The sequence below is a fragment of the Streptomyces sp. NPDC041129 genome, assembly GCF_055592265.1.
The window spans coordinates 217,579-236,630 of record NZ_JBVIYV010000005.1 but is presented as its reverse complement, the minus strand read 5'-3'; the positions used below and the strand labels follow the sequence as shown (position 1 = coordinate 236,630).

At 74.3% G+C, this 19,052-nt stretch carries 18 protein-coding genes and 1 pseudogene; 9 read left to right on the top strand and 10 right to left on the bottom strand.

Annotated features, from left to right (window positions below; translation table 11 throughout):
- Nucleotides 1–98: 98 nt before the first annotated feature.
- From ACZ6B1_RS18990 to ACZ6B1_RS18980, 3 genes and pseudogenes are all read right to left on the bottom strand, one after another.
- Nucleotides 99–1,286 carry an NAD(P)/FAD-dependent oxidoreductase gene (locus ACZ6B1_RS18990; protein ID WP_468779763.1) on the bottom strand — a complete coding sequence of 396 codons (1,188 nt, stop codon included), beginning with the start codon at nt 1,284–1,286 and terminating at the stop codon, nt 99–101.
- Between the two features lie 93 nt (nt 1,287–1,379).
- Nucleotides 1,380–2,324 carry an RNA polymerase sigma-70 factor gene (locus ACZ6B1_RS18985; protein ID WP_468779762.1) on the bottom strand — a complete coding sequence of 315 codons (945 nt, stop codon included), beginning with the start codon at nt 2,322–2,324 and terminating at the stop codon, nt 1,380–1,382.
- Nucleotides 2,233–2,523, bottom strand: a pseudogene (locus ACZ6B1_RS18980) (protein translocase subunit SecD); the annotation flags it as partial. The gene ACZ6B1_RS18985 and the pseudogene ACZ6B1_RS18980, both read right to left, overlap by 92 nt.
- 252 nt (nt 2,524–2,775) lie before the next feature.
- Between ACZ6B1_RS18980 and ACZ6B1_RS18975 the strand changes: the two are divergent.
- Complete coding sequence (locus ACZ6B1_RS18975) at nt 2,776–3,096, top strand: GYD domain-containing protein (RefSeq protein WP_468779760.1); 321 nt, start codon at nt 2,776–2,778, stop codon at nt 3,094–3,096.
- Between the two features lie 12 nt (nt 3,097–3,108).
- Here the strand turns inward: ACZ6B1_RS18975 and ACZ6B1_RS18970 are convergent, their stop codons facing one another.
- Both ACZ6B1_RS18970 and ACZ6B1_RS18965 read right to left on the bottom strand, forming a co-directional pair.
- Nucleotides 3,109–3,801, bottom strand: a complete 693-nt coding sequence (locus ACZ6B1_RS18970; RefSeq protein ID WP_468779758.1) for a TNT domain-containing protein — start codon at nt 3,799–3,801, stop codon at nt 3,109–3,111.
- Nucleotides 3,802–4,020: 219 nt separating this feature from the next.
- Entirely contained in the window at nt 4,021–4,794 is a 774-nt protein-coding gene (locus ACZ6B1_RS18965) for a VOC family protein (RefSeq protein WP_468779756.1), read from the bottom strand.
- A 132-nt stretch (nt 4,795–4,926) separates the two neighbouring features.
- Between ACZ6B1_RS18965 and ACZ6B1_RS18960 the strand changes: the two genes are divergently transcribed.
- The 4 genes from ACZ6B1_RS18960 to ACZ6B1_RS18945 all read left to right on the top strand — a co-directional run bounded on the left by ACZ6B1_RS18960 (nt 4,927) and on the right by ACZ6B1_RS18945 (nt 9,881).
- Nucleotides 4,927–6,471 (top strand): M1 family metallopeptidase, encoded by a 1,545-nt coding sequence (locus ACZ6B1_RS18960; protein ID WP_468779754.1) that lies wholly within the window; start codon nt 4,927–4,929, stop codon nt 6,469–6,471.
- A 174-nt stretch (nt 6,472–6,645) separates the two neighbouring features.
- The gene (locus ACZ6B1_RS18955; RefSeq protein ID WP_468779752.1) at nt 6,646–8,583 is read left to right on the top strand and encodes an N-acetylmuramoyl-L-alanine amidase; all 1,938 of its coding nucleotides are present in this window, start codon (nt 6,646–6,648) and stop codon (nt 8,581–8,583) included.
- 72 nt (nt 8,584–8,655) lie between these two features.
- Complete coding sequence (locus tag ACZ6B1_RS18950) at nt 8,656–8,838, top strand: hypothetical protein (protein WP_468779750.1); 183 nt, start codon at nt 8,656–8,658, stop codon at nt 8,836–8,838.
- 53 nt (nt 8,839–8,891) lie between these two features.
- The gene (locus tag ACZ6B1_RS18945) at nt 8,892–9,881 is read left to right on the top strand and encodes an NAD-dependent epimerase/dehydratase family protein (RefSeq protein WP_468779748.1); all 990 of its coding nucleotides are present in this window, start codon (nt 8,892–8,894) and stop codon (nt 9,879–9,881) included.
- Between the two features lie 176 nt (nt 9,882–10,057).
- Here the strand turns inward: ACZ6B1_RS18945 and ACZ6B1_RS18940 are convergent, their stop codons facing one another.
- Together ACZ6B1_RS18940 and ACZ6B1_RS18935 are read right to left on the bottom strand one after the other, a co-directional pair.
- Nucleotides 10,058–11,242: a sensor histidine kinase gene (locus ACZ6B1_RS18940; RefSeq protein ID WP_468779746.1), complete on the bottom strand. Its 1,185-nt coding sequence runs from the start codon at nt 11,240–11,242 to the stop codon at nt 10,058–10,060.
- 1 nt (nt 11,243) lies between these two features.
- Nucleotides 11,244–11,978, bottom strand: a complete 735-nt coding sequence (locus ACZ6B1_RS18935; RefSeq protein ID WP_468779744.1) for a response regulator transcription factor — start codon at nt 11,976–11,978, stop codon at nt 11,244–11,246.
- Between the two features lie 105 nt (nt 11,979–12,083).
- On the opposite strand from ACZ6B1_RS18935, the gene ACZ6B1_RS18930 reads away from it, so the two are divergent.
- The 3 genes from ACZ6B1_RS18930 to ACZ6B1_RS18920 all read left to right on the top strand — a co-directional run bounded on the left by ACZ6B1_RS18930 (nt 12,084) and on the right by ACZ6B1_RS18920 (nt 14,201).
- Nucleotides 12,084–12,773, top strand: coding sequence for a glycosyltransferase family 2 protein (locus ACZ6B1_RS18930; protein WP_468779742.1), 690 nt, complete (start codon nt 12,084–12,086; stop codon nt 12,771–12,773).
- An 88-nt stretch (nt 12,774–12,861) separates the two neighbouring features.
- Nucleotides 12,862–13,473, top strand: a complete 612-nt coding sequence (locus ACZ6B1_RS18925; protein ID WP_468779740.1) for a TIGR04282 family arsenosugar biosynthesis glycosyltransferase — start codon at nt 12,862–12,864, stop codon at nt 13,471–13,473.
- Nucleotides 13,470–14,201 (top strand): class I SAM-dependent methyltransferase, encoded by a 732-nt coding sequence (locus ACZ6B1_RS18920; RefSeq protein WP_468779738.1) that lies wholly within the window; start codon nt 13,470–13,472, stop codon nt 14,199–14,201. The genes ACZ6B1_RS18925 and ACZ6B1_RS18920 overlap by 4 nt, the downstream gene beginning before the upstream one ends.
- A 346-nt stretch (nt 14,202–14,547) precedes the next feature.
- Here ACZ6B1_RS18920 and ACZ6B1_RS18915 read toward each other — a convergent pair whose 3' ends face one another.
- On the bottom strand, nt 14,548–15,786 hold the full coding sequence (locus ACZ6B1_RS18915; protein ID WP_468779736.1) for a molybdopterin-dependent oxidoreductase: 1,239 nt from the start codon (nt 15,784–15,786) through the stop codon (nt 14,548–14,550).
- A 113-nt stretch (nt 15,787–15,899) separates the two neighbouring features.
- Here ACZ6B1_RS18915 and ACZ6B1_RS18910 point away from each other — a divergent pair, with 113 nt between their 5' ends.
- Complete coding sequence (locus ACZ6B1_RS18910) at nt 15,900–17,282, top strand: hypothetical protein (RefSeq protein ID WP_468779734.1); 1,383 nt, start codon at nt 15,900–15,902, stop codon at nt 17,280–17,282.
- A 40-nt stretch (nt 17,283–17,322) separates the two neighbouring features.
- Here the strand turns inward: ACZ6B1_RS18910 and ACZ6B1_RS18905 are convergent, their stop codons facing one another.
- Both ACZ6B1_RS18905 and ACZ6B1_RS18900 read right to left on the bottom strand, forming a co-directional pair.
- Nucleotides 17,323–18,267, bottom strand: a complete 945-nt coding sequence (locus tag ACZ6B1_RS18905) for an MIP/aquaporin family protein (RefSeq protein WP_468779732.1) — start codon at nt 18,265–18,267, stop codon at nt 17,323–17,325.
- 101 nt (nt 18,268–18,368) lie between these two features.
- The gene (locus ACZ6B1_RS18900) at nt 18,369–19,034 is read right to left on the bottom strand and encodes an SDR family NAD(P)-dependent oxidoreductase (RefSeq protein WP_468779731.1); all 666 of its coding nucleotides are present in this window, start codon (nt 19,032–19,034) and stop codon (nt 18,369–18,371) included.
- Nucleotides 19,035–19,052: the final 18 nt, after the last annotated feature.

Below are 19,052 nucleotides of genomic sequence, written 5' to 3'. Positions count from 1 at the left end.
GTGTCCCCCGGGCGCACCGGGCCGGGGTGCGCCTCGCAGGCCGACGGCGGGCCGCGGGACGGGCGTCCTCGCCGAGAGGACGCCCGCCCGCGGTGCGGTCAGGCGACGGCCTCGGCCGCCTGGGCCGGCTGCCGCACGACGCGGCGGCGCCGGGTCGGGACGCCGAGCGTCGGGTTGGCGACGCCCCAGGCCGCGCCCTTGCAGACCAGTTCCTTGTAGAAGGCCGCGAGCCGCCCGGTCAGGGCCGCCCGGACGGCCCGGTCGTCGGCGGTGACGTACTGAATCAGCGCCTCCCCGCGGCCCAGCGAGACGCACTGGTTGAAGTAGCGCAACGGCACGCTCGGCAGCTTGCCGCCGGTCAGGCGGGCCGCGATGGCGTCGGCGGCCTGCCACGCCATGGGCACGCCAGAGGCGCAGGACATCCGCAGCGGATTGTCGGCGGCGCCCGTCGCCATGGCGGCGTCGCCGACGGCGTACACGTCCGGGTGGGACACCGAGCGCATGGTGCCGTCGACCACGATCTGTCCGGTGCCGGTGACCTCCAGGGTGGTGGCCCGCGCGATCGGGTGGACGGCGAAGCCGGTGGTCCACACGGTGACCGCGGCCGGGATGGAACCGCCGCCGGCGGTCACGACCCGGTCGGCCTCGACGGCGGTGACGGCGGTGTGCTCGTGCGCGGTGATGCCGAGCCGGCCGAAGACCTTCCGCAGGTGCCCGCGGCCCTTGGCCGAGAGCCAGTCGCCGAGGCCGCCACTGGCGGCGAGGGCGACGTCGAGGTCCGGGCGGGCCTCTGCGATCTCGGTCGCGGCCTCCACACCGGTGAGGCCGCCCCCGACCACCACCACGGTCCGGCCGGCGTCCAGGCGGGCCAGCCGCTCGCGCAGCCGGAGCGCGCCGGTCCGGCCGGCGATCTCGTCGGCGTGCTCGGCGGTCCCGGGGACGCCCTGGTCGTTCCAGCCGCTGCCGAGGGCGTACACGAGGGTGTCGTACGCCAGTTCCTCGGCGCCGTTCGCGGTCTCGACGGCCACCGTCCCGCGGTCGGCGTCGACGCCGGTGACCTCGGCGATGCGCAGTCGCACGCCGGTGCCCGCGAACAGGTCGGCGAGGGGCCGGGGCCGCAGCTCCTGGCCCGCCGCGAGCTGGTGCATCCGGACGCGCTCGACGAAGTCGGGTTCGGCGTTGACGAGCGTGATGGCGACGTCTTCGGGGCGCAGCCGCCTGGCGAGGCGTCCGGCGACGGTGGCGCCGGCGTATCCGGCTCCGAGGACGACGATGCGGTGCTGCATGTCCCTGCTCCTGTCTTCAGCGGATTCGCCCCTTGAACCGGGCGGCCCGCCGTTTCCTGACAGGTTTTGGATGTGAAGCAGGTCACATCCGGTTCAGAAGATGGTGAGCAGGGGTTCTCCGTGGTCGGTGGCCGCCCAGCGCTCGGTCGCGCGCTCGAGCTTGTCGGGGTTGGCCTGGCTGCGGAGCGCGGCGATGCCGTCGGCGGTGACCTCCAGACACAGGACGCCGATGACGCGGCCGTCGAGGACCACCACGACGGCGGGTCCGCCGTTGGCCGTCACGGCGTGGATCTCGGGCGAGCCGCCGACCAGGTCCCGCTTGGCCTTTCCGGGCTTGAACAGACCGCGCATGAACTTCGCGACCGCGAGGGCGCCCTCGAACGCCTTGGTGCGGGCCGGGACCTTCCCGCCGCCGTCGCCGATCGCGACGGCGTCCTGGGTGAGCAGCCGCACCAGGGGCTCGGTCCGGCCGCTGGTGGCGGCCGCGAGGAACTCCTCCACGATCCGCCGGGCGGCGGACTCGTCGATCTCGGTACGGGCCCTGCCCTCCGCGACGTGCTTCCTGGCGCGGTGGAAGATCTGCTGGCTGGCGGCCTCGGTGAGGTCGAGGATCTCGGCGATCTCCCGGTGCGGGTAGTCGAACGCCTCCCGAAGCACGTACACCGCGCGCTCGTTGGGGGACAGCCGCTCCAGCAGGGTGAGGACCGCGTACGAGACCGACTCGCGCTGCTCGGCGGTGTCGGCGGGGCCGAGCATCGGGTCCCCGGCGAGCAGCGGCTCGGGGAGCCACTGGCCCACATACGTCTCGCGCCGTGCGCGGGCCGAGGTGAGCTGGTTGAGGCACAGGTTGGTGAGCACCTTCGTCAGCCAGGCCTCGGGCACCTCGATACGGCCGACGTCGGCGGCCTGCCAGCGCAGGAACGTCTCCTGCACGGCGTCCTCCGCCTCACCCGCCGAGCCGAGCAGACGGTAGGCGATGGCCTCGAGGCGTGGCCTGGACGCCTCGAACCGGTCCACGTCGTGCACGGTCAGTGCCATGGTCACGGATCCTAGCCCGCGCGGGGCGGGAGTGCTGGTGGCGGTGCGCCCCCGTGCGGGTTCCACTCGGCCCGCGCCCCGCCGCCCGCCGGTCCGGACCTGGAGTTCGATCGGGTGCGGCGACGAAGACGGAGGACCAGGTGCCGACCGCCAGGCCGATGAGCAGGGCGAGGGCGAAGTCGGTGAGCGAGTCTCCGCCGCGGCCGCCTACGGCACCGCGGCCCTCGCCGTGCTGCACGACCTCGCCGCGTGGGACGAGGCCTGGGCCAGGCCGGCGCCCCGCTGGACGCCGTCCCCGTGATTGGGCGGCGGGTGACGGGGGGTCACCGTGCCCTGGGCGGGCACCGCGAGACCGCCGGGCGGGTGATTCAGGCCGCGCCGCGGGGGACGGCCGGGGCCGCGACGGGAAGCCCCTCGTGCGTAAGCCGGTCACCGACGTGCAGGGAGTGTCATGCCGAAGTTCCTCATCCAGGCCACCTACACCGCCGAGGGCACGAAGGGTCTGCTCGACGAGGGCGGGAGCGGTCGCCGCGCCGCCGTCGAGCAGGTCGTCACCGGCCTCGGGGGCAGCGTAGAGGCCATGTACTTCGCCTTCGGGGCGGACGACATCGTGCTCGTCGTCGCCTTCCCCGACCCGGTGTCCATGGCCGCCGTCAGCCTCTCCGTCAAGGCCAGCGGCGCCCTGCACACCCGGGCCACCCCGCTGCTCACCGTCGAAGAGATCGACGAGGCCGCCCGCCGTCAGGTGGCCTTCCGCGCTCCCGGCAGATGAGCCGGTCCCGCCCTACGCCGCGGGGGCGATCTCCTTCAGCTTCTGACCGGCGATCAGTTCCGGGACGGTCTTGCCCGTCACGTACTGCCGCCCGAGTCCCGGCTGGCCGAACCAGGGCCTGATGGGGCCGGCCTGGACCGTGAAGTCCTCGAGGACACGGTAGAGGTGGTAGTTGAACGGCGGAGCGGCCGTGTCGTACTCGTCCAGGTTGGTCGGCGGGATGGCCCGCTTGGCGTACGGCGTGCCGGCCGGTGCCAGGAAGTTGCCGCGGCCGCTGCCGAAGAGGTCGACGAGCTGCCCCTTGCGGAGGGTCTCCGTCTGCTGCACCGGGCGGCCGTCGCGCAGCACGAACCCGTTGTTGTCCGGGTACCACCAGCCGGACACGTTCTGCTGGTCGGTCTGCCAGTAGCAGCCCAGGAACCAGTACGAGGACGTGCTGTCCTGCGGTTTCCACCCCTTGAGCATCTTCGCGACGGGGCCGGTGGTGGGGAGGTGGCTGGGGCCCAGCCGCCAGTCGTCGCGGTAGTAGTTCTCCAGCCCCGTGGGCGGCGCCTTGGTCGGGCCCGCCGTGCGGTGGGTGACCGGGCAGGCGCGGCTGTCGTGGCGGAGTTGTGCCTCGGCGGCCTGGGCGGGGGCCGGCGTGACCCCGAACAGCAGGAGCGTCGAGGCGAGCGCGCTCCACAGGAAACGGCGCAGTACGCGCATCCAGGTCCCTTCCTCTCCGGTGCCCGCGGGGCACCGGGTACGCGGGCATGTTCGTGGACGCGCGAAGGGACGGCCCGGAGCGGATGCCCTTCACGCGGCACGGTGCATTCAATGCGCGGCGCGGGGACGGAGCGCCGAACTGCGGCGGGAGGGGCACCGGAACGGCGTAACAGAACACCCCGGGCAGCCGAGGGCCGCTCCGCCCGACGGAGGATTGCCTCAGACCTGGCGCGGGTTCGGCCGCAGGACGGCGAACACGGACTGGTCGGGGGCGCTCAGCCAGGCGATGGTGCCGACCTCCGGGACGTCGACCGCGGGCATGAGCACCGTCGCCCCGTTGTCCCGCCCGGCGGCGACGACGGCCTCCGGGTCGGACACGGCGAAGTACGGCACCCAGCGCGGGTCACCCTGGCCGCCCTGCAGCGGGGCCACACCGCCGAAGGCGCCCTCCTGCTGGTCGCCGTCGGCGATGCTGAGCACCTGGTACGTCATGCCGGGTGCCGTCATCTCCGCCGAGCGCCAGCCGAACACCCCGGCGTAGAACCGGATCGCCGACTCCGGGTCGGTGGTGTGCAGTTCGACCCACACCAGCGCGTTGTCCTCGGACGTCCGCTGCAGCCCCATCGGGGACTGCAGCACCGCGAACCGGGCGCCCTGCGGGTCGGTGAACTGGGCCATCGAGCCCTCACCCACGCTCATCGGCTCGACGCGCACCGTTCCGCCGCCCGCGACCACGTCACGAGCGGTGGCCTGGATGTCGTCGCTGTGGAAGTACGTCGTCCAGGCCGGGGCGGCGCCCGGTTCGGTGAGGTGTCCGAGGGCGGCGACGGTCCCGCCTTCCTTCAGGAAGAACCCGTAGCCGCCCGCCTCCGGTCCGGCGGAGGCGAAGTGCCAGCCGAAGACAGCCCCGTAGAAGGCGGCGCTCGCGTCGGTGTCCGGGCTTCCGAGGTCGAGCCAGACGGGCGATCCGGTACGGAAGTCGGTGCCGAGCATGCGTTTCCTCCTGGGGCCGGTGCCAAGACGCCGCCACTATGCCGCAAACCTGGTGAGGAAGTGACAGACAGACATGTAAGTGCTCATAGGAAAATAAGCCGCGATTCATCGCTTTGCTGACATAGTGCGGCCATGAAAATCACGAGGACCGGCAGCCGTGCCCGCACCGCACGCCCCCGCGGCCGCCGTACGGCCCTCGTGCTCGCCGGCACCGCCCTCCTGGCCGGCGCCCTCTCCTGCCAGGGCGGCCGCGACGCGCCCCACCCGGCCCGCCGGGCCCCCGGCTCGGGCGCGAGCGCCTCCGGTGCGGCCCCCTCCCCCGGCGCCCGGGGCATCGGCGACCCGCTGCTGCCGCACGACGGCAACGGCGGCTACACGGTGCGCCGTTACGACCTCGCCTTCGACTGGCGGGCGCCGGGCACGCCCTTCGAGGCCGGCGCCACCATCACGGCCACCGCCACCCAGGCCCTGTCCCGCTTCGACCTGGACTTCGCGGGCAACACGCTGCACACGGTCACCGTCGACGGCCGTACCGCGCGGGCGGAGCGCGACGGCGACGAACTCGTCGTCACCCCGGCGCGGCCGGTCCCGGACGGCGCCGCCTTCACGGTGCGGGTCACCTACACCGCCGACCCCGACCAGCGTCGCCACCGCCGCGACGCGATCGGCGAGTACGGCTGGGTGCCCACCCCCGACGGCACCGTGCTGTACCCGCAGCCCGACGGCGCCAAGATGATCTTCCCGGCCGACGACCACCCCAGCCTGCGGGCGCCGTTCACCTTCCGCATCACCACCCCCGCGGACCGCCGTGCGGTGGCCAACGGCCGGCTCGTCGAGCGGGCGCCGCAGCCCGGCGGACGCCTCCGGTGGACGTACGACTCCGAGGAGCCCATCGCGGCCCAGCTCGTCCAGGTGGCGATCGGCAGGTTCGAGTTCGCCGACGCGACCGGACCGCACGGGCTGCCGGTGCGGGACGTGGTGCCGGCGGACCTCGTCGCGGACACCGGGGAGTACCGCTCCCTCACCCCGGAACACCTGGCCTGGCTGGAACAACGGCTCGGCCCCTACCCGTTCCGCCGCTACGGCGTGCTGGTCGCCGACACCGACCTGCCGGTCGCGCTGGAGACCCAGTCGCTGTCCGTCGTGCCGAGGGACAGCCTGCTGGGCGACCGGGTGCACGCCGAGCGCGACCTGGTGCACGAGCTGACCCACCAGTGGACGGGCGACAGCGTCGCCCTCCGGCGGTGGTCGGACCTGTGGCTGAGCGAGGGTCACGCCCGCTTCTACGAACGCCTCTACTCCGACGCGCACGGCGGGGTGTCCCTGGAGGACGCGATGCGGGACGCGTACGAACAGCACGACCAGTGGCGGCACGACGACGGGGCGCCCGCCGAACCCACCGAGCCGGCCCTCTTCCGGAACATCCGCTACGACGGCTCCGCGCTGGTGCTCTACGCGCTGCGGGAGGAGGTCGGCGAGGAGACCTTCGAGCGGATCGAACGGTCGTGGGTGACCCGGTTCCGGGGCCGGGCCGCCGGCACCGCGGACTTCGTCGCGCTCGCCTCCGAGGTCGCCGGCCGGGACCTGAAACCGTTTCTGACGCCGTGGCTGTACGGGCCGCACACCCCGCCGATGCCCGGGCACCCCGATTGGCGGGTGGATCCGGTCGAGGACTGAGCGTCCACGCCGCCGACCGGGTGGCCTGGGCGGGGTCACTGGTCCACGCCGGTGACCCTTGGCGCGACGTGGCGCGGTGGGCACGGCAGCGTACATGGGGTGGCGGTGGAGCACTCGCTCCCCCCTGGGCAGCACGAGCGCGGTCGGAGGCCCTTGCATATGTGGAGTCGTGTCATGTCCCGTGTCCCCGACGCCGTACGCGGACGCAACGGGCTGATCTGCGCCACCGCCTCGGCGGCGCTCCTGCTGCCGCTGCTGGCCTGGCCGCCGTCCGACGACGGCGGGACGGAGGACGGGCGGCTCCAGAACGACTTCGCGACCGCCGCGCAGGACTACCACGTACCGGTGAGCGTCCTCATGGGCGTGTCCTATCTGCAGTCGCGCTGGGACTCCCATCCGGGCGTCCCGAGCACCGGCGGCGGCTACGGGCCGATGCACCTGGTGGACGACGGAGTCACTGGGGCGGCGGGCCCCTCGCCCCGGCCGGCGGCCAGGCCCGCGCGCGGCCGGCCGGAGCAGCAGGCGGCGGACCTGCGCCGGGCCGCCCGCCTGACCGGAGAGGCGACGGACCGGTTGCGGCTGGACGCCGCCGCCAACGTGCGCGGCGGCGCCGCCCTGCTGGCGGCGACCCAGAAGGCGCTCGGCAGGCCGCTGAGCAAGAACCCGGCGGACTGGTGGGACGCGGTGACCCGGTTCTCCGGCTCCAGCGACAAGGCGGAGGCGGCGACATACGCGCACGACGTCTTCGAGGTGATCCGGCAGGGCGCGCACCGCACCACCGACGTGGGTCAGCGGGTCAACCTGGCCGCCCGCCCCGAGGTGCGCTGGAACCCCGCCGGCCGGTCGGGCCCGCAGCGGGCGCAGGACCCCGAGTGCCCGCCGGAGCTGTCCTGTTCCTGGCTGAGCGCGTCCTACGACACGACCGACGACGACGGCGGGTACGGCAACCACGACCTGGCCGACCGGCCCCGGGACCAGAAGATCGACTACATCGTCATCCACGACACCGAGGCGATCCTGCCGAACATGTTCAAGACCGTGCAGGACCCGACGGAGGCCTCCTGGCACTACTCGATCAGCTCCCGTGACGGGCACGTCACCCAGCACATCAAGACCAAGGACGAGGCCTGGCACTCGGGCAGCCAGTTCGTCAACGCCCGCTCGATCGGCATCGAGCACGAGGGCTTCCTCACCCAGCCGGACGCCTGGTTCTCCGAGACGATGTACCGGACCTCGGCCCGCCTGGTGCGCTACCTGGCGAGGAAGTACGGCGTCCCACTGGACCGGCAGCACATCTTCGGCCACGACAACGTGCCCGCCCCGACCGCCGACTCCATCCCCGACATGCACGACGACCCCGGCCCGTTCTGGGACTGGCGGCACTACTTCGACCTGCTCGGCGCCCCGCTGAAGGCGACGGCCGGGGCGGACAGCCCGATGGTGACCGTGCTGCCCGACTACGCCACCCACAAGCCGCGGTTCACCGGGTGCACGGGCAAGGGCGACCCGTGCGCGCCGCACGGCTCCAGCGCCGTCCGCCTGCACACCGAGCCGTCCGACAACGCGCCGCTGATCCAGGACATGGGCCGGCACCCGGACGGCGAGGACTCCACGGAGGACGTCAACGACCTCGGCTCGCGAGTCTCGGCCGGACAGACGTTCGCGGTCGCCGGGCGCAGCGGCGACTGGACGGCGATCTGGTTCCAGGGCAACAAGGCCTGGTTCGAGAACCCGAGGAAGCACCCGACGGCGGTCGGCGCGGCCGGCCGGATGGTGACGCCCAAGGAGGGCCTGAGCGAGATCCCGGTGTACGGGCGCGCGCTGCCGGACGAGGACTCCTACCCGGACGGCGTGGAGGAACAGCCCGAGTCGCCGCTGCCGTACGACCTCCGCGCGGGCCAGCGGTACGTGACCCGGTCCAGCGTCCTCGGCACCTGGGCGGGCAAGTCCTACGGCAGCGCGCCCAACCCGGTGGTGAAGGGCCGGGAGCGCTACTACGAGATCCAGTTCGGGCACCGGCTCGCCTACGTCCGGGAGCAGGACGTGGACCTGGTGAAGGTGCCGTCCACGAAGGCCCCGAAATCCGGGGCGGCGGGCGGCCCTTCGCACTGACGCAGCCCCCTCCCCGGCGGGTCACCGGGATCGTCGAGCACGCGGTGCCCGAGCCCCGAGGGAGGCGTAGGCATGGAGATCGCCTGCACGGTGGGCGGCCGGCGCTGTCCGTCGGGCGACGACTGGGTCTCGGCCTACGGCCTCATGGCCGTCGCGGGCACGATCGGCGTGCTCGCCTGCGCCGGCACCGTCCTCGTCACCCACCGGGCCCGCACCGTCCAGGCCGCCGGTGACGGGGTCCTTACGGACCCGTGACGCGCCGTCCGCCGCACGGGGTCCGGGGCCCGGCCCGGGCCTAGCGTGGCCGTATGCGCGTACTGGTCACCGGCGGTGCCGGGTTCATCGGGTCCCATGTCGTCGACGCCCTGCGGGCCCGCGGGCACGAACCGGTCGTCTACGACGTCCGAGTGGACCCCGGAGCCGACGTACGCGACCCGGCGGCGGTCGCCCGCGCGCTCGCCGGGGTGGACGCGGTCTGCCACCAGGCGGCCATGGTGGGCCTCGGGGACGGCGTCGCGGACGCGGCCGAGTACGTCTCCCGCAACGACCTCGGCACCGCCGTCCTGCTCGCCGCGATGGCCGGGGCGGGCGTGCGGCGGCTGGTGCTGGCGGGCTCGATGGTGGTGTACGGGGAGGGCCGCTACGAGTGCCCGGCGCACGGCACCGTACGTCCCGGCCCGCGCGCCGAAGCCCGGCTGGCGGCCGGCCGCTTCGAACCGGACTGCCCGCTCTGCGGCGCCGAGCTGGCCCCGGGACTGGTCGCCGAGGACGCCCCGGCCGACCCGCGCAACGTCTACGCCACCACCAAGCTCGCCCAGGAGCATCTGTCCGCCGCCTGGGCGCGCTGCACCGGCGGTACGGCCGTCTCGCTGCGCTACCACAACGTGTACGGGCCCCGGATGCCCCGTGACACGCCCTACGCCGGCGTCGCCTCCTTCTTCCGCTCGGCCCTCGAACGCGGCGAGCCACCGCGGGTGTTCGAGGACGGGCGGCAGCGCCGGGACTTCGTCCACGTGCGCGACGTGGCCGCCGCCAACGTGACCGCGCTGGAGGCCGGGGGGCGTCCCGGAACGCTCACCGCGTACAACACCGGCAGCGGTGAGCCGCACACGGTCGGCGACCTGGCCCGCGCCCTGGCCGCCGCCCACGGCGGCCCCGAGCCGCTGGTCACCGGCGAGTACCGGCTGGGCGACGTCCGCCACATCACGGCGGACTCCGCCCGCCTGCGCGCGGAACTCGGCTGGCGGCCGGAGACCGGTTTCGCGGCGGGGATGCGGGAGTTCGCCCGGTTCCGCTGAAGCGTCGCGCTAGCGCGGCCACGCACCAACTTCGACCGCGGGCCCAGGAATCGTTCCGGCTCCCGTGCAGCCCGTGTCTCTCGCCGAGGGCCTGCGGACGGCGACGACCACCCCGGCCTCGCGGCCGGAGTCCCCGGCGACGTGACCAGGCGGCAGCCTCTTTCGTGCCGGCGCGGTCACCGTCCCGCGCGGCGGTCCGGCTCGGCGGACCCTCCCGGACGCATCCCGGACCCGCCCGCGGACCCGGCCCGCGCCTCGGCCGCCGGCAGGGTCACCTCGAAGCGGCAGCCGCCCGGGATGTTGCGCACCGAGGCGTGACCCTGATGCGCCTCCACGATCCCCCGTACGATCGCCAGGCCAAGGCCCGCCCCCGCCGGGGGCGTCCGGGCGTCCGTGCCGCGCCAGCCGGTGTCGAACACGCGGGGCAGGTCCTCCTCGGGGATGCCGCCGCAGCCGTCCGTCACCGACAGCACCACGCCGCCGGGCGCGCGCTCGGCGGCGACGGCGACCGTGCCGTCGGCGGGGGTGCGGCGGATGGCGTTCACCAGCAGGTTGGCCAGCACCCGGCTCATCTCCTTGCCGTCGACCTCCACCGGCACCGGCTGCACCCCGTCCCCGACCAGCCGCACACCGTGCTCGCGGGCGAGCGCGCCGACGCCCGCGAGGGCGTCGCCGACCAGGTCGTACAGGGAGACGCGGGCCGGGCTGAGGGGGAGCGTGCCGGCGTGGATGCGGGAGAGCTCGAAGAGGTCGCCGACCATGTCGTTGAGGCGTTCCACCTCGGTGCGGATCTGCTTGAGGTAGCGGTCCGGATCGGTGGCCACCCCGTCCTCCAGCGCCTCCGACATCGCACGCAGTCCGGCGAGCGGGGTGCGCAGGTCGTGCGAGATCCAGGCGACCAGTTCGCGCCGGGAGGTCTCCAGCGCCCGTTCGCGGTCCCTGGAGGCGGCCAGCCGGGCGCTGGTGGCGGCCAACTCGCGGCTCAGCGCCTCCAGTTCGGCGGTGGCCGGGACAGCGGGCGCGGCGAAGGCGCCGCCGTCGCCGAAGTGCCGTGCGGCGTCGGTGAGTTCCCGGCTGCGGGCGACGACCCAGCGGCCCAGCAGCAGCGCGGTGGCCAGGGAGACGACGGCCGCCATCGCGACGACGGCGGTGACGACCCGCAGATCGTGGGCGGACAGGAACATCGCCCAGGCCACGGCCATGGTCCCGGCGAGCATGGCCACCACCCCGACGGCGGCCACCACCGCGAGCGAGGCGGTGAGGGAGCGTCTGCGGATCACGCGCAGCACAGCCGCGCCCACGAGGCCGGTGGCGGCGGCACCGAGGAAGGCGTAGAGGGCGATGAGGAGGTTGCCGCGCACGTCAGACCGCCTCCTTCCCGGTGTCGTCGAAGCGGTAGCCGACGCCCCACACGGTCTGGATGAGGCGCGGCCGGGCCGGATCGTCCTCGACCTTTCCGCGCAGCCGGCGGACATGGACGGTGACGGTCGACAGGTCGCCGAAGTCCCAGCCCCACACCTCCCGCATCAGCTCCTCCCGGCCGAACGCCCGGCCCGGGTGCCGCAGGAAGAAGGCGAGCAGGTCGAACTCGCGCAGGGTGAGCAGCAGTTCGGCGCCGTCCTTGGTGGCGCGGCGGGCCTGCGGGTCCACGGTCAGACCGGCCGCGCCGAGCCGGGCGGCCGGGGCGGCGGGCCGGGCGCGGCGCAGCACCGACTCCACTCGCAGCACCAGTTCGCGCGGGCTGAAGGGCTTGGTGACGTAGTCGTCGGCGCCGACCTCCAGGCCGAGGATGCGGTCGTCCTCGTCACCGCGCGCGGTGAGCATGACGACCGGCACCGAACCCCGCTCGCGCAGCCGGCGGCACACCTCGAGGCCGTCCATGCCGGGCAGCATCAGATCGAGCACCACCAGGTCCGGCCGGTGCTCGGCGGCCCGCTCCAGGGCGGCCGGCCCGTCACCCGCGCGGTCCACGGCGAACCCGGCTCGGTCCAGGTAGCCCGCGACGACCTCGGCGACGGTCGGGTCGTCGTCCACGACGAGGATCCGGCCCCGGCTGTCCGGCCGCCCGGTGTCCGGTGATGCGTATGGCTGCTGCATGCCTCCCACCCTGGCACCGCGCCGCCGCCGCGGCCCGGTCCCGGCTCCGACGTCCGGGTTTCGTAAGGAGCGGATGTCCGGTTCGTCATGGTTCGGCTTCGTAGGGTGAACGCCGTGACCACCTCACCGTCCCCCGCCGGCGTGGATGTCGTCCTGCCCTGTCTGAACGAGGCCGAGGCCCTGCCCTGGGTGCTGGAGCGCATTCCGCCCGGCTGGCGCGCCCTCGTCGTCGACAACGGGTCCACCGACGGCTCCGCCGCTCTCGCCCGCGCCCTCGGCGCCACCGTCGTCACCGAGGAACGGCGGGGCTTCGGCGCCGCCTGCCACGCGGGGCTGCTGGCCGCCACCGCCGACGTGGTGTGCTTCTGCGACTGCGACGCCTCCCTCGACCCCGCGCAACTGGTCCCGTTCGTCCGCGAGGTCCAGGGCGGTGGGGCCGATCTGGTCCTCGGCCGGCGCCGCCCGCGGACCCGGGGCGCCTGGCCCGTCCACGCCCGGGCCGGGAACCTGGCGCTCGCCCGTCTGCTGCGCCGCCGCACCGGGCTGCGTCTGCACGACCTCGGCCCACTGCGCGCCGCCCGCCGGGAGGCCCTGCTCGCCCTCGGCCTCACCGACCGGCGCAGCGGCTATCCCCTGCAGATGGTGGTGCGCGCCGCCGACGCCGGCTGGCGCATCACCGAGCACGACGTCCCCTACCTCCCCCGCACCGGCACCTCCAAGGTCACCGGTACCTGGCGCGGCACGTGGCACGCCGTGCGGGACATGAGCACGGTCCTGAAGGAGCCACCCCGGTAGCCGCCGGGACAGCGGCATCCCGCCAGCGCGGGCGAGTGGAACATCCCTGCCCACCCCCCGACTCCGGTCACAAGCCAAGGACCCGAGCATGACCACCCTCCTAGTCATCGCCAAGGAACCCCGCCCCGGCAGGGTCAAGACCCGCCTCACCCCGCCCTTCACCCCCGCCGAGGCCGCCGCCCTCGCCGAAGCCTCCCTCGCCGACACCCTGCGCGCCGTGGCCGAAACCCCCGCCACCCGCAGACTCCTCGTCCTGGACGGCCGGCCCGGCCCCTGGCTCCCGCCCGGCTTCGACGTCGTCCCCCAGTGCGCCGGCGGCCTCGACGACCGCCTCGCCGACGCCTTCGCCCGCTGCCCCGGCCCGGCCCTGCTGATCGGCATGGACACCCCGCAGGTCACCCCCGCCCTGCTGACCGTGGACTTCGCGGACTGCGACGCGTACTTCGGCCCGGCCGAGGACGGCGGCTTCTGGGCGCTGGGCCTGGCCCGCCCCGAGCCCGCGCTGCTGCGCGGTGTGCCCATGTCGACGCCGGTGACCGGGGCCGTGCAGCGGGAGCGGCTGGTGGCCGCCGGGCTGCGGGTGCGGGACCTGCCCAGGCTGCGGGACGTCGACACCGCCGCCGACGCCCGTGCCGTCGCCGCCCTGGCCCCGCACGGCGCCTTCGCCGCGCGGCTGGCCGACTGCACGGCCGGCCGATGAGCACGGCCGGCGCCCCGCCCGCCTGGGCGGCCTGCGATCCGTACACCGCCGCGCTGCGCAGCGGCCGGGGCCCGCTCTTCCTGCGCCGCGCCGACGGCCGGCTGCTGCCGCTGGAGGTGGAGCGCTGGTGCGCCGGCGCGGACGCCGTCGACCGGGCAGTGCTGGCCCGCTGCGAGGGCGCCGTCCTTGACGTCGGCTGCGGACCGGGCCGGCTGGTCGCCGAACTCGCCGCCCAGGGCCGCACCGTGCTCGGTGTCGACGTCTCCGAGGCCGCCGTCACCCGCACCGTCACCGTGGGCGGCCAGGCGCTGCGCCGCTCCGTCTTCGGCCCGCTGCCCGGCGAGGGCCGCTGGGGGACCGTCCTGCTCATGGACGGCAACATCGGCATCGGCGGCGACCCGGGTGCCCTGCTGCACCGGATGCACCAGCTTCTGTGCCCAGGCGGCCTGCTGATGACCGAGACCGACCCCGCGGACATCGACGAGCGCGCCGAGGTACGGGTGGTGCGCCACGGCCGGGAGGCCGTCGGCGAACCGTTCCCGTGGGCCCGGATCGGCACCCCGGCCCTGCTCGGGATCGCGGACCGGGCCGGATGGCGGACGGCCGCTCAGTGGGCGGCCGGTGAGCGCCGCTTCGTCGCCCTGCGCACGCCGAGCACCCGGAGCACCAGCAGCAGCGCCGAGCCGCCGAAGAGCACGGCCGTGATCAGCAGCCAGCGGCCCAGGTAGACGTCGGCGGACATGCCGGTGGCCGCGCGGTAGCGCCGCTCCACCAGGTTCAGGATCAGCGGGCACCACACGAGCAGCAGCAGTCCCGAGAGCACGGCCGGCACCCGCACGTACAACGTCCACTCACGGCATCCGGCCGCGCCGAGCCCGCGGACGACCGCCCGGTCCGCCGCCGAGTACAACGGCAGCAGCACCAGGTCGTGCAGCAGTGCGGCCCCCACGATCCACAGCGCGATCCCGAGCCAGTCACCGGCGAGCAGCCGTACCCCCGCGTACCCGGCGAGCGCGAACGAGCAGGCGAGCAGCAGCAGTTGGAACGGGCTTCCGACCGGAAAGCGGCTCCGCATCACAGGTCTCCGAAGGTCAGCCGGGCCACCCACTTGGTGTTGAGCACACCGGGTGCGGCGGGCACGATGATCCGCGCCGGGTAGCCGTGGTCCATGGACAGGTCCTCGCCGTTGACGGACAGGGCGAGCAGGGACCGGCCGTCGGCCACCTGGTTGGCGCGCAGGGCCGCGCGGCGGAAGGCACCGTGCCGCTGCAGGGACTCCACGAACACGTCGGGCACCTCGCCGTCGTACCCGACGAGCGCCGCGAGGTCGCGCAGCCGCACCCCGCGCCACCACTGGTCGGCGGTCGACCAGCCCTCCACGCAGGCGATGGGCAACGACGAGCTGTGCTGGGGCAGTCGCAGCAGCTCGGCGCGGCCGAGGCGCACCGTGCCGGTCCGCCCGGTGACGACGAGCCGCCACGCCTGCGCGCCGGTCTCCGCCGCGTCGATCCCGGCGTACGCGGCCGTCTTGTTGATCTGGAAGCCGTTCGGGCCGCCGCCCGGGTCGGGCCCGCCGTGCGGCGCGAGCAGCGCGGTGCGGCGGAACGGGCCGCCCAGGCTCTGCCCCACCGTGGTCAGGAACAGCAGCAGCGAGCCGCCGCCGACCAGCCACAGCGCCCCGCGCCGGGAGACGGTGGGCGGGTCGGGGCGCGGAGCGACGAGGTCGCTCTCCGGCTCCTCGCGCAGGCGCCGCCGTACGGTGCGCACGGCGGTCGGCGCCTTCAGCGCTGCGTGCGCCACGAAGGCGGCGAAGAACACCCAGGCACCGTAGAAGTGCAGCGGGTAGAAGGAGCCCGGGAAGACGTAGGCGAGCTGGACGTTGAGCACCCCGGTGGTGAACTCGAACAGCCCGCCGCCGACGAGCAGCAGGAGAGAGAGCCGCTCCAGGGCGTGCGCGAGGGAACGGGCCGGCGGCAGGGTGAACAGCCGGGGCACCACCGACCACAGCTTGGCCAGCAGGACCGGGACGAGGGTGATGCCGAGGGTTACGTGGACGCCCTGGGTGAACCGGTACAGCCACACCGGGCCGACCGGCCAGGAGAACAGGTAGAACCCGAGGACGCCCTTGTCAGGCGTGGTGTCGTTCACCGGGGACAGGTCCGGGTTGTAGGCGGCGTACGACACCAGGCCGGTCACGAACAGCACGGTGATGCCGGCGAGCAGCACGAGGCCGAGCACCGAGGTGAACCAGGGCCCGCGCAGGGGGCTGCGCCAGAAACCGGGGGCGGTGGGACGCCGGGGATGGTCGCGCATGTGCCGACGGTAGGCCGCGGGGCGTCCGGAGAAGGGTCCGCGACCGGTGACGAAACGCTGACGTCAGCCCCGTGCGACGGCTTTGGCGCGGCCGTGCGGCCTAACGTGCCGACGTGACCCGCTCCCTCCGCCGTGACACCGGCCGCGCCTCCCGCCCGGCCGGCCGGGACGCCCGGCGCGACCTCCGCCGCGACCTGTACGCCGCCGGGGCCGCCGCCCTGCTGGTGACGGCCGCCGTGCTGACCGGCCGCCGCATCCAGTCCACCCGCCACACCCTGTTCGTGCACTGGCCGCCCCTGCTGGCCGAGTGGGACCCGCACCTGGGCCCCGGCACCCCGGCCGCCGTCCTCCTCGCCGTGGCCGGAGTGGCGTACGGGCCGTCGCTCGCCGAACGCCTGCCCTGGCGGGCCCTGCTCGCGGCGGCCTGGGCGGCGGCGACGGCCTGGGCCCTCTCCCTCGCCCTGGTCGACGGCTGGCACCGGGGCGTCGCCGGCCGCCTCAGCACACGTGAGGAGTACCTCCGGGTCACCGGCCGCTTCCACGACATCCCGGCCGCCCTGCGCGACTTCACCCACCACATCGTGGCCGGTACCCCCGATCCCTGGCCGGCCCATGTCGCCGGCCACCCGCCCGGCGCCACGCTCACCTTCGTCCTCCTCGACCGGGCCGGACTGCGCGGGGGCGGCTGGGCCGGCCTGTGGTGCGTGCTCACCGGCGCCACGGCCTGCGTGGCCGTCCTGGTCGCCGTTCGGGCCCTGGCCGGCGAGACACTCGCCCGGCGCGCCGCGCCCTTCCTGGTACTGGCCCCGGCCGCGGTCTGGACCGGCACCTCGGCGGACGGCTGGTTCGCGGCGGCCGCGGCCTGGGCGGTGGCCCTGTCGGCCCTCGCGGTCACCCGGCGCTCCCTGCCCTGGGCGGCCGCCGCCGGCCTGCTGTACGGCCTGACCTGCTACCTGTCGTACGGGCTCACGCTCATCGCCCTGCCCGGCGCGGCGGTGCTGTGGGTGGCCCGGGACGGGGCCCGCCGGCGTCCCGTCCTGCTCCTGGCCCTGCTCGCCGGACTGGCCGTCGTGCCCCTGGTGTTCACGCTCGCCGGGTTCGACTGGTGGACGGCGTACCGCCTGCTGGTGACCCGTTATTACCAGGGCGTCGGCGGCGTCCGGCCCTACGGCTACTGGGTGTGGGCCAACCTGGCCTGTGCCGTGCTGATCACGGGCCCGGCGACGGCGGCGGGCCTGCGCCGGACCGCCACTGCCCTCACCCACCGCGCGTCCCCGGCCGCGGTCCGCCTGGCGGTCCTCGTCTGCGCCGCCCTCCTCGCCCTGCTGATCGCCGACCTGTCCGGGATGAGCAAGGCCGAGACCGAGCGGATCTGGCTGCCGTTCGCGACGTGGCTGATCCCGGCGTGCGCGTACCTTCCGCGTCCCCGGGCCTGGCTCACGGCCCAGACGGCGCTCGCCCTGCTCCTGAACCACCTGCTGTTGACCGGGTGGTGAGGGGCGGGAGCGGTCCACAGCCTGTGGACGGCCGCCGGTGCTAGTAGCCCTCCTCCTCCACGGGACGCGTTCGGCCCGGCTCGGGCAGTTCGCCGAGCTCGCCGCGGACCACCAGCACATCGCCGATGAACAGGTCGTAGACGAGGATCCCGATCACGGCGCCGATCAGCGGCCCGACGATCGGGATCCACCAGTACGCGCTGAACGAGCCGGCCACACTGCCCGGGAAGGCCAGACTGTCCCAGCCCGCCGCCCAGGTGAACAGCCGCGGCCCGAAGTCGCGGGCGGGGTTGATGGCGTAGCCCGCGTTCGCGCCGAAGGACATGCCGATCGCGGCGACGACGAAGCCCACCACCAGCGGTGCGAGGTTGGCCTTCACGGCCTGGTTGCGCAGGTCGAGGACGGCGGCGATCAGCATCAGCAGGAAGGCCGTGCCGACGATCTGGTCGATCAGCGGCCCCCAGATCCCGCCGTGGAAGTACGGAGCCGGGAAGGTCGCGAAGATCGAGAACGTGGCGTTGGTATGCCCGTTCACCTTCGGTCCCGGCACGGCCGCGTCGAAGGCGTTGATCGCCTGGTGGTAGACGAGGTAGACCAGCGCCGCTCCCGTGAACGCACCCACGATCTGCGCGAACCAGTACGGCAGCACCTTGACCCAGGGGAACCCGCGGCGCACGGCCATCGCCAGCGTCACCGCCGGGTTGATGTGGGCGCCGCTGACGCCGCCGGCGACGTAGACGCCGAAGACGACGGCCATCGCCCAGCCCCAGGTGATCAGCAGCCAGTCACCGGCTGCCAGGAAGATCGTCGTCGGGGTGGCGGCACGGCCCGATCCGGGCAGCGCGGCGACCGCCATGGCGACCACACCGCAGCCGAAGGAGATGAGGACGAAGGTCCCCAGGAACTCCGCCAGACACTCGCCCAGCAGCCCTCCCCGGCTTCGGAGCCGGGACGGCTTGATGAGCGAAGGGATTTCCACAGCCATTGAGGCCCCCTCGAAGAGAGCAATGCGGCCAACATCACCATATTGGCTCACAAATGCTCTTCATGCAGGGCAGCGCCCGGGGCCCCCGCCCGCCTGCGGTTTCAGGCGTCGAGGTCGTCGGCGTAGTGCCGGAATCCGCGCCGGTCGCGGTGCATGTCCCACAGGGTGTCCGCCAGCACGGCCGGGTCCTTGCGCACGTGTCCGGGTGTGATCGACCCCGGGATGACCAGTTGGGCGACATGGATGCCCTCACCGGCCAGCCGGTCGTGCAGCAGATGCCCGTACGCGCTCTCCGCGGCGAACGCGATCGAGGTGCCGGCCCGCTCGGGATGGGGCACGGCGGCCGTACCGCCGTTCACGAAGAGGATGGTCCCGCGGCCCAGCTCCCGCATGCCCGGCAGCACCTGCTGCACCGCCGCGACCGGCCCGTACACCGAGAACTCGATCGGCCCGAGCAGATCACGGTGCCGGGTCTCCAGCACCGGCCGCATGAAGTCGCGGTGCGGTACCGGGCTGTACTGCAGCACCTCCACCGTCCCGAGTGCGCTGCCCGCCTCCTTCAGCGCGGCGGCCAGTTCCTCCGGCCGGCGCACGTCGGCGGCGAAGCCGCGCGCGGTGACCCCGTCGGCGGCCAGCTCACGGACCAGGTCGTCCAGCCGCCCGGGATCCCGCGCGAGGAGGGCGACACCGAAGCCCTCCCGCCCGAAACGGCGAGCGGCGGCGGCCCCGAGCCCGGGGCCGGCCCCGACAATGGCGATGGCACTCACGCAAGAAATCCTCCCCGC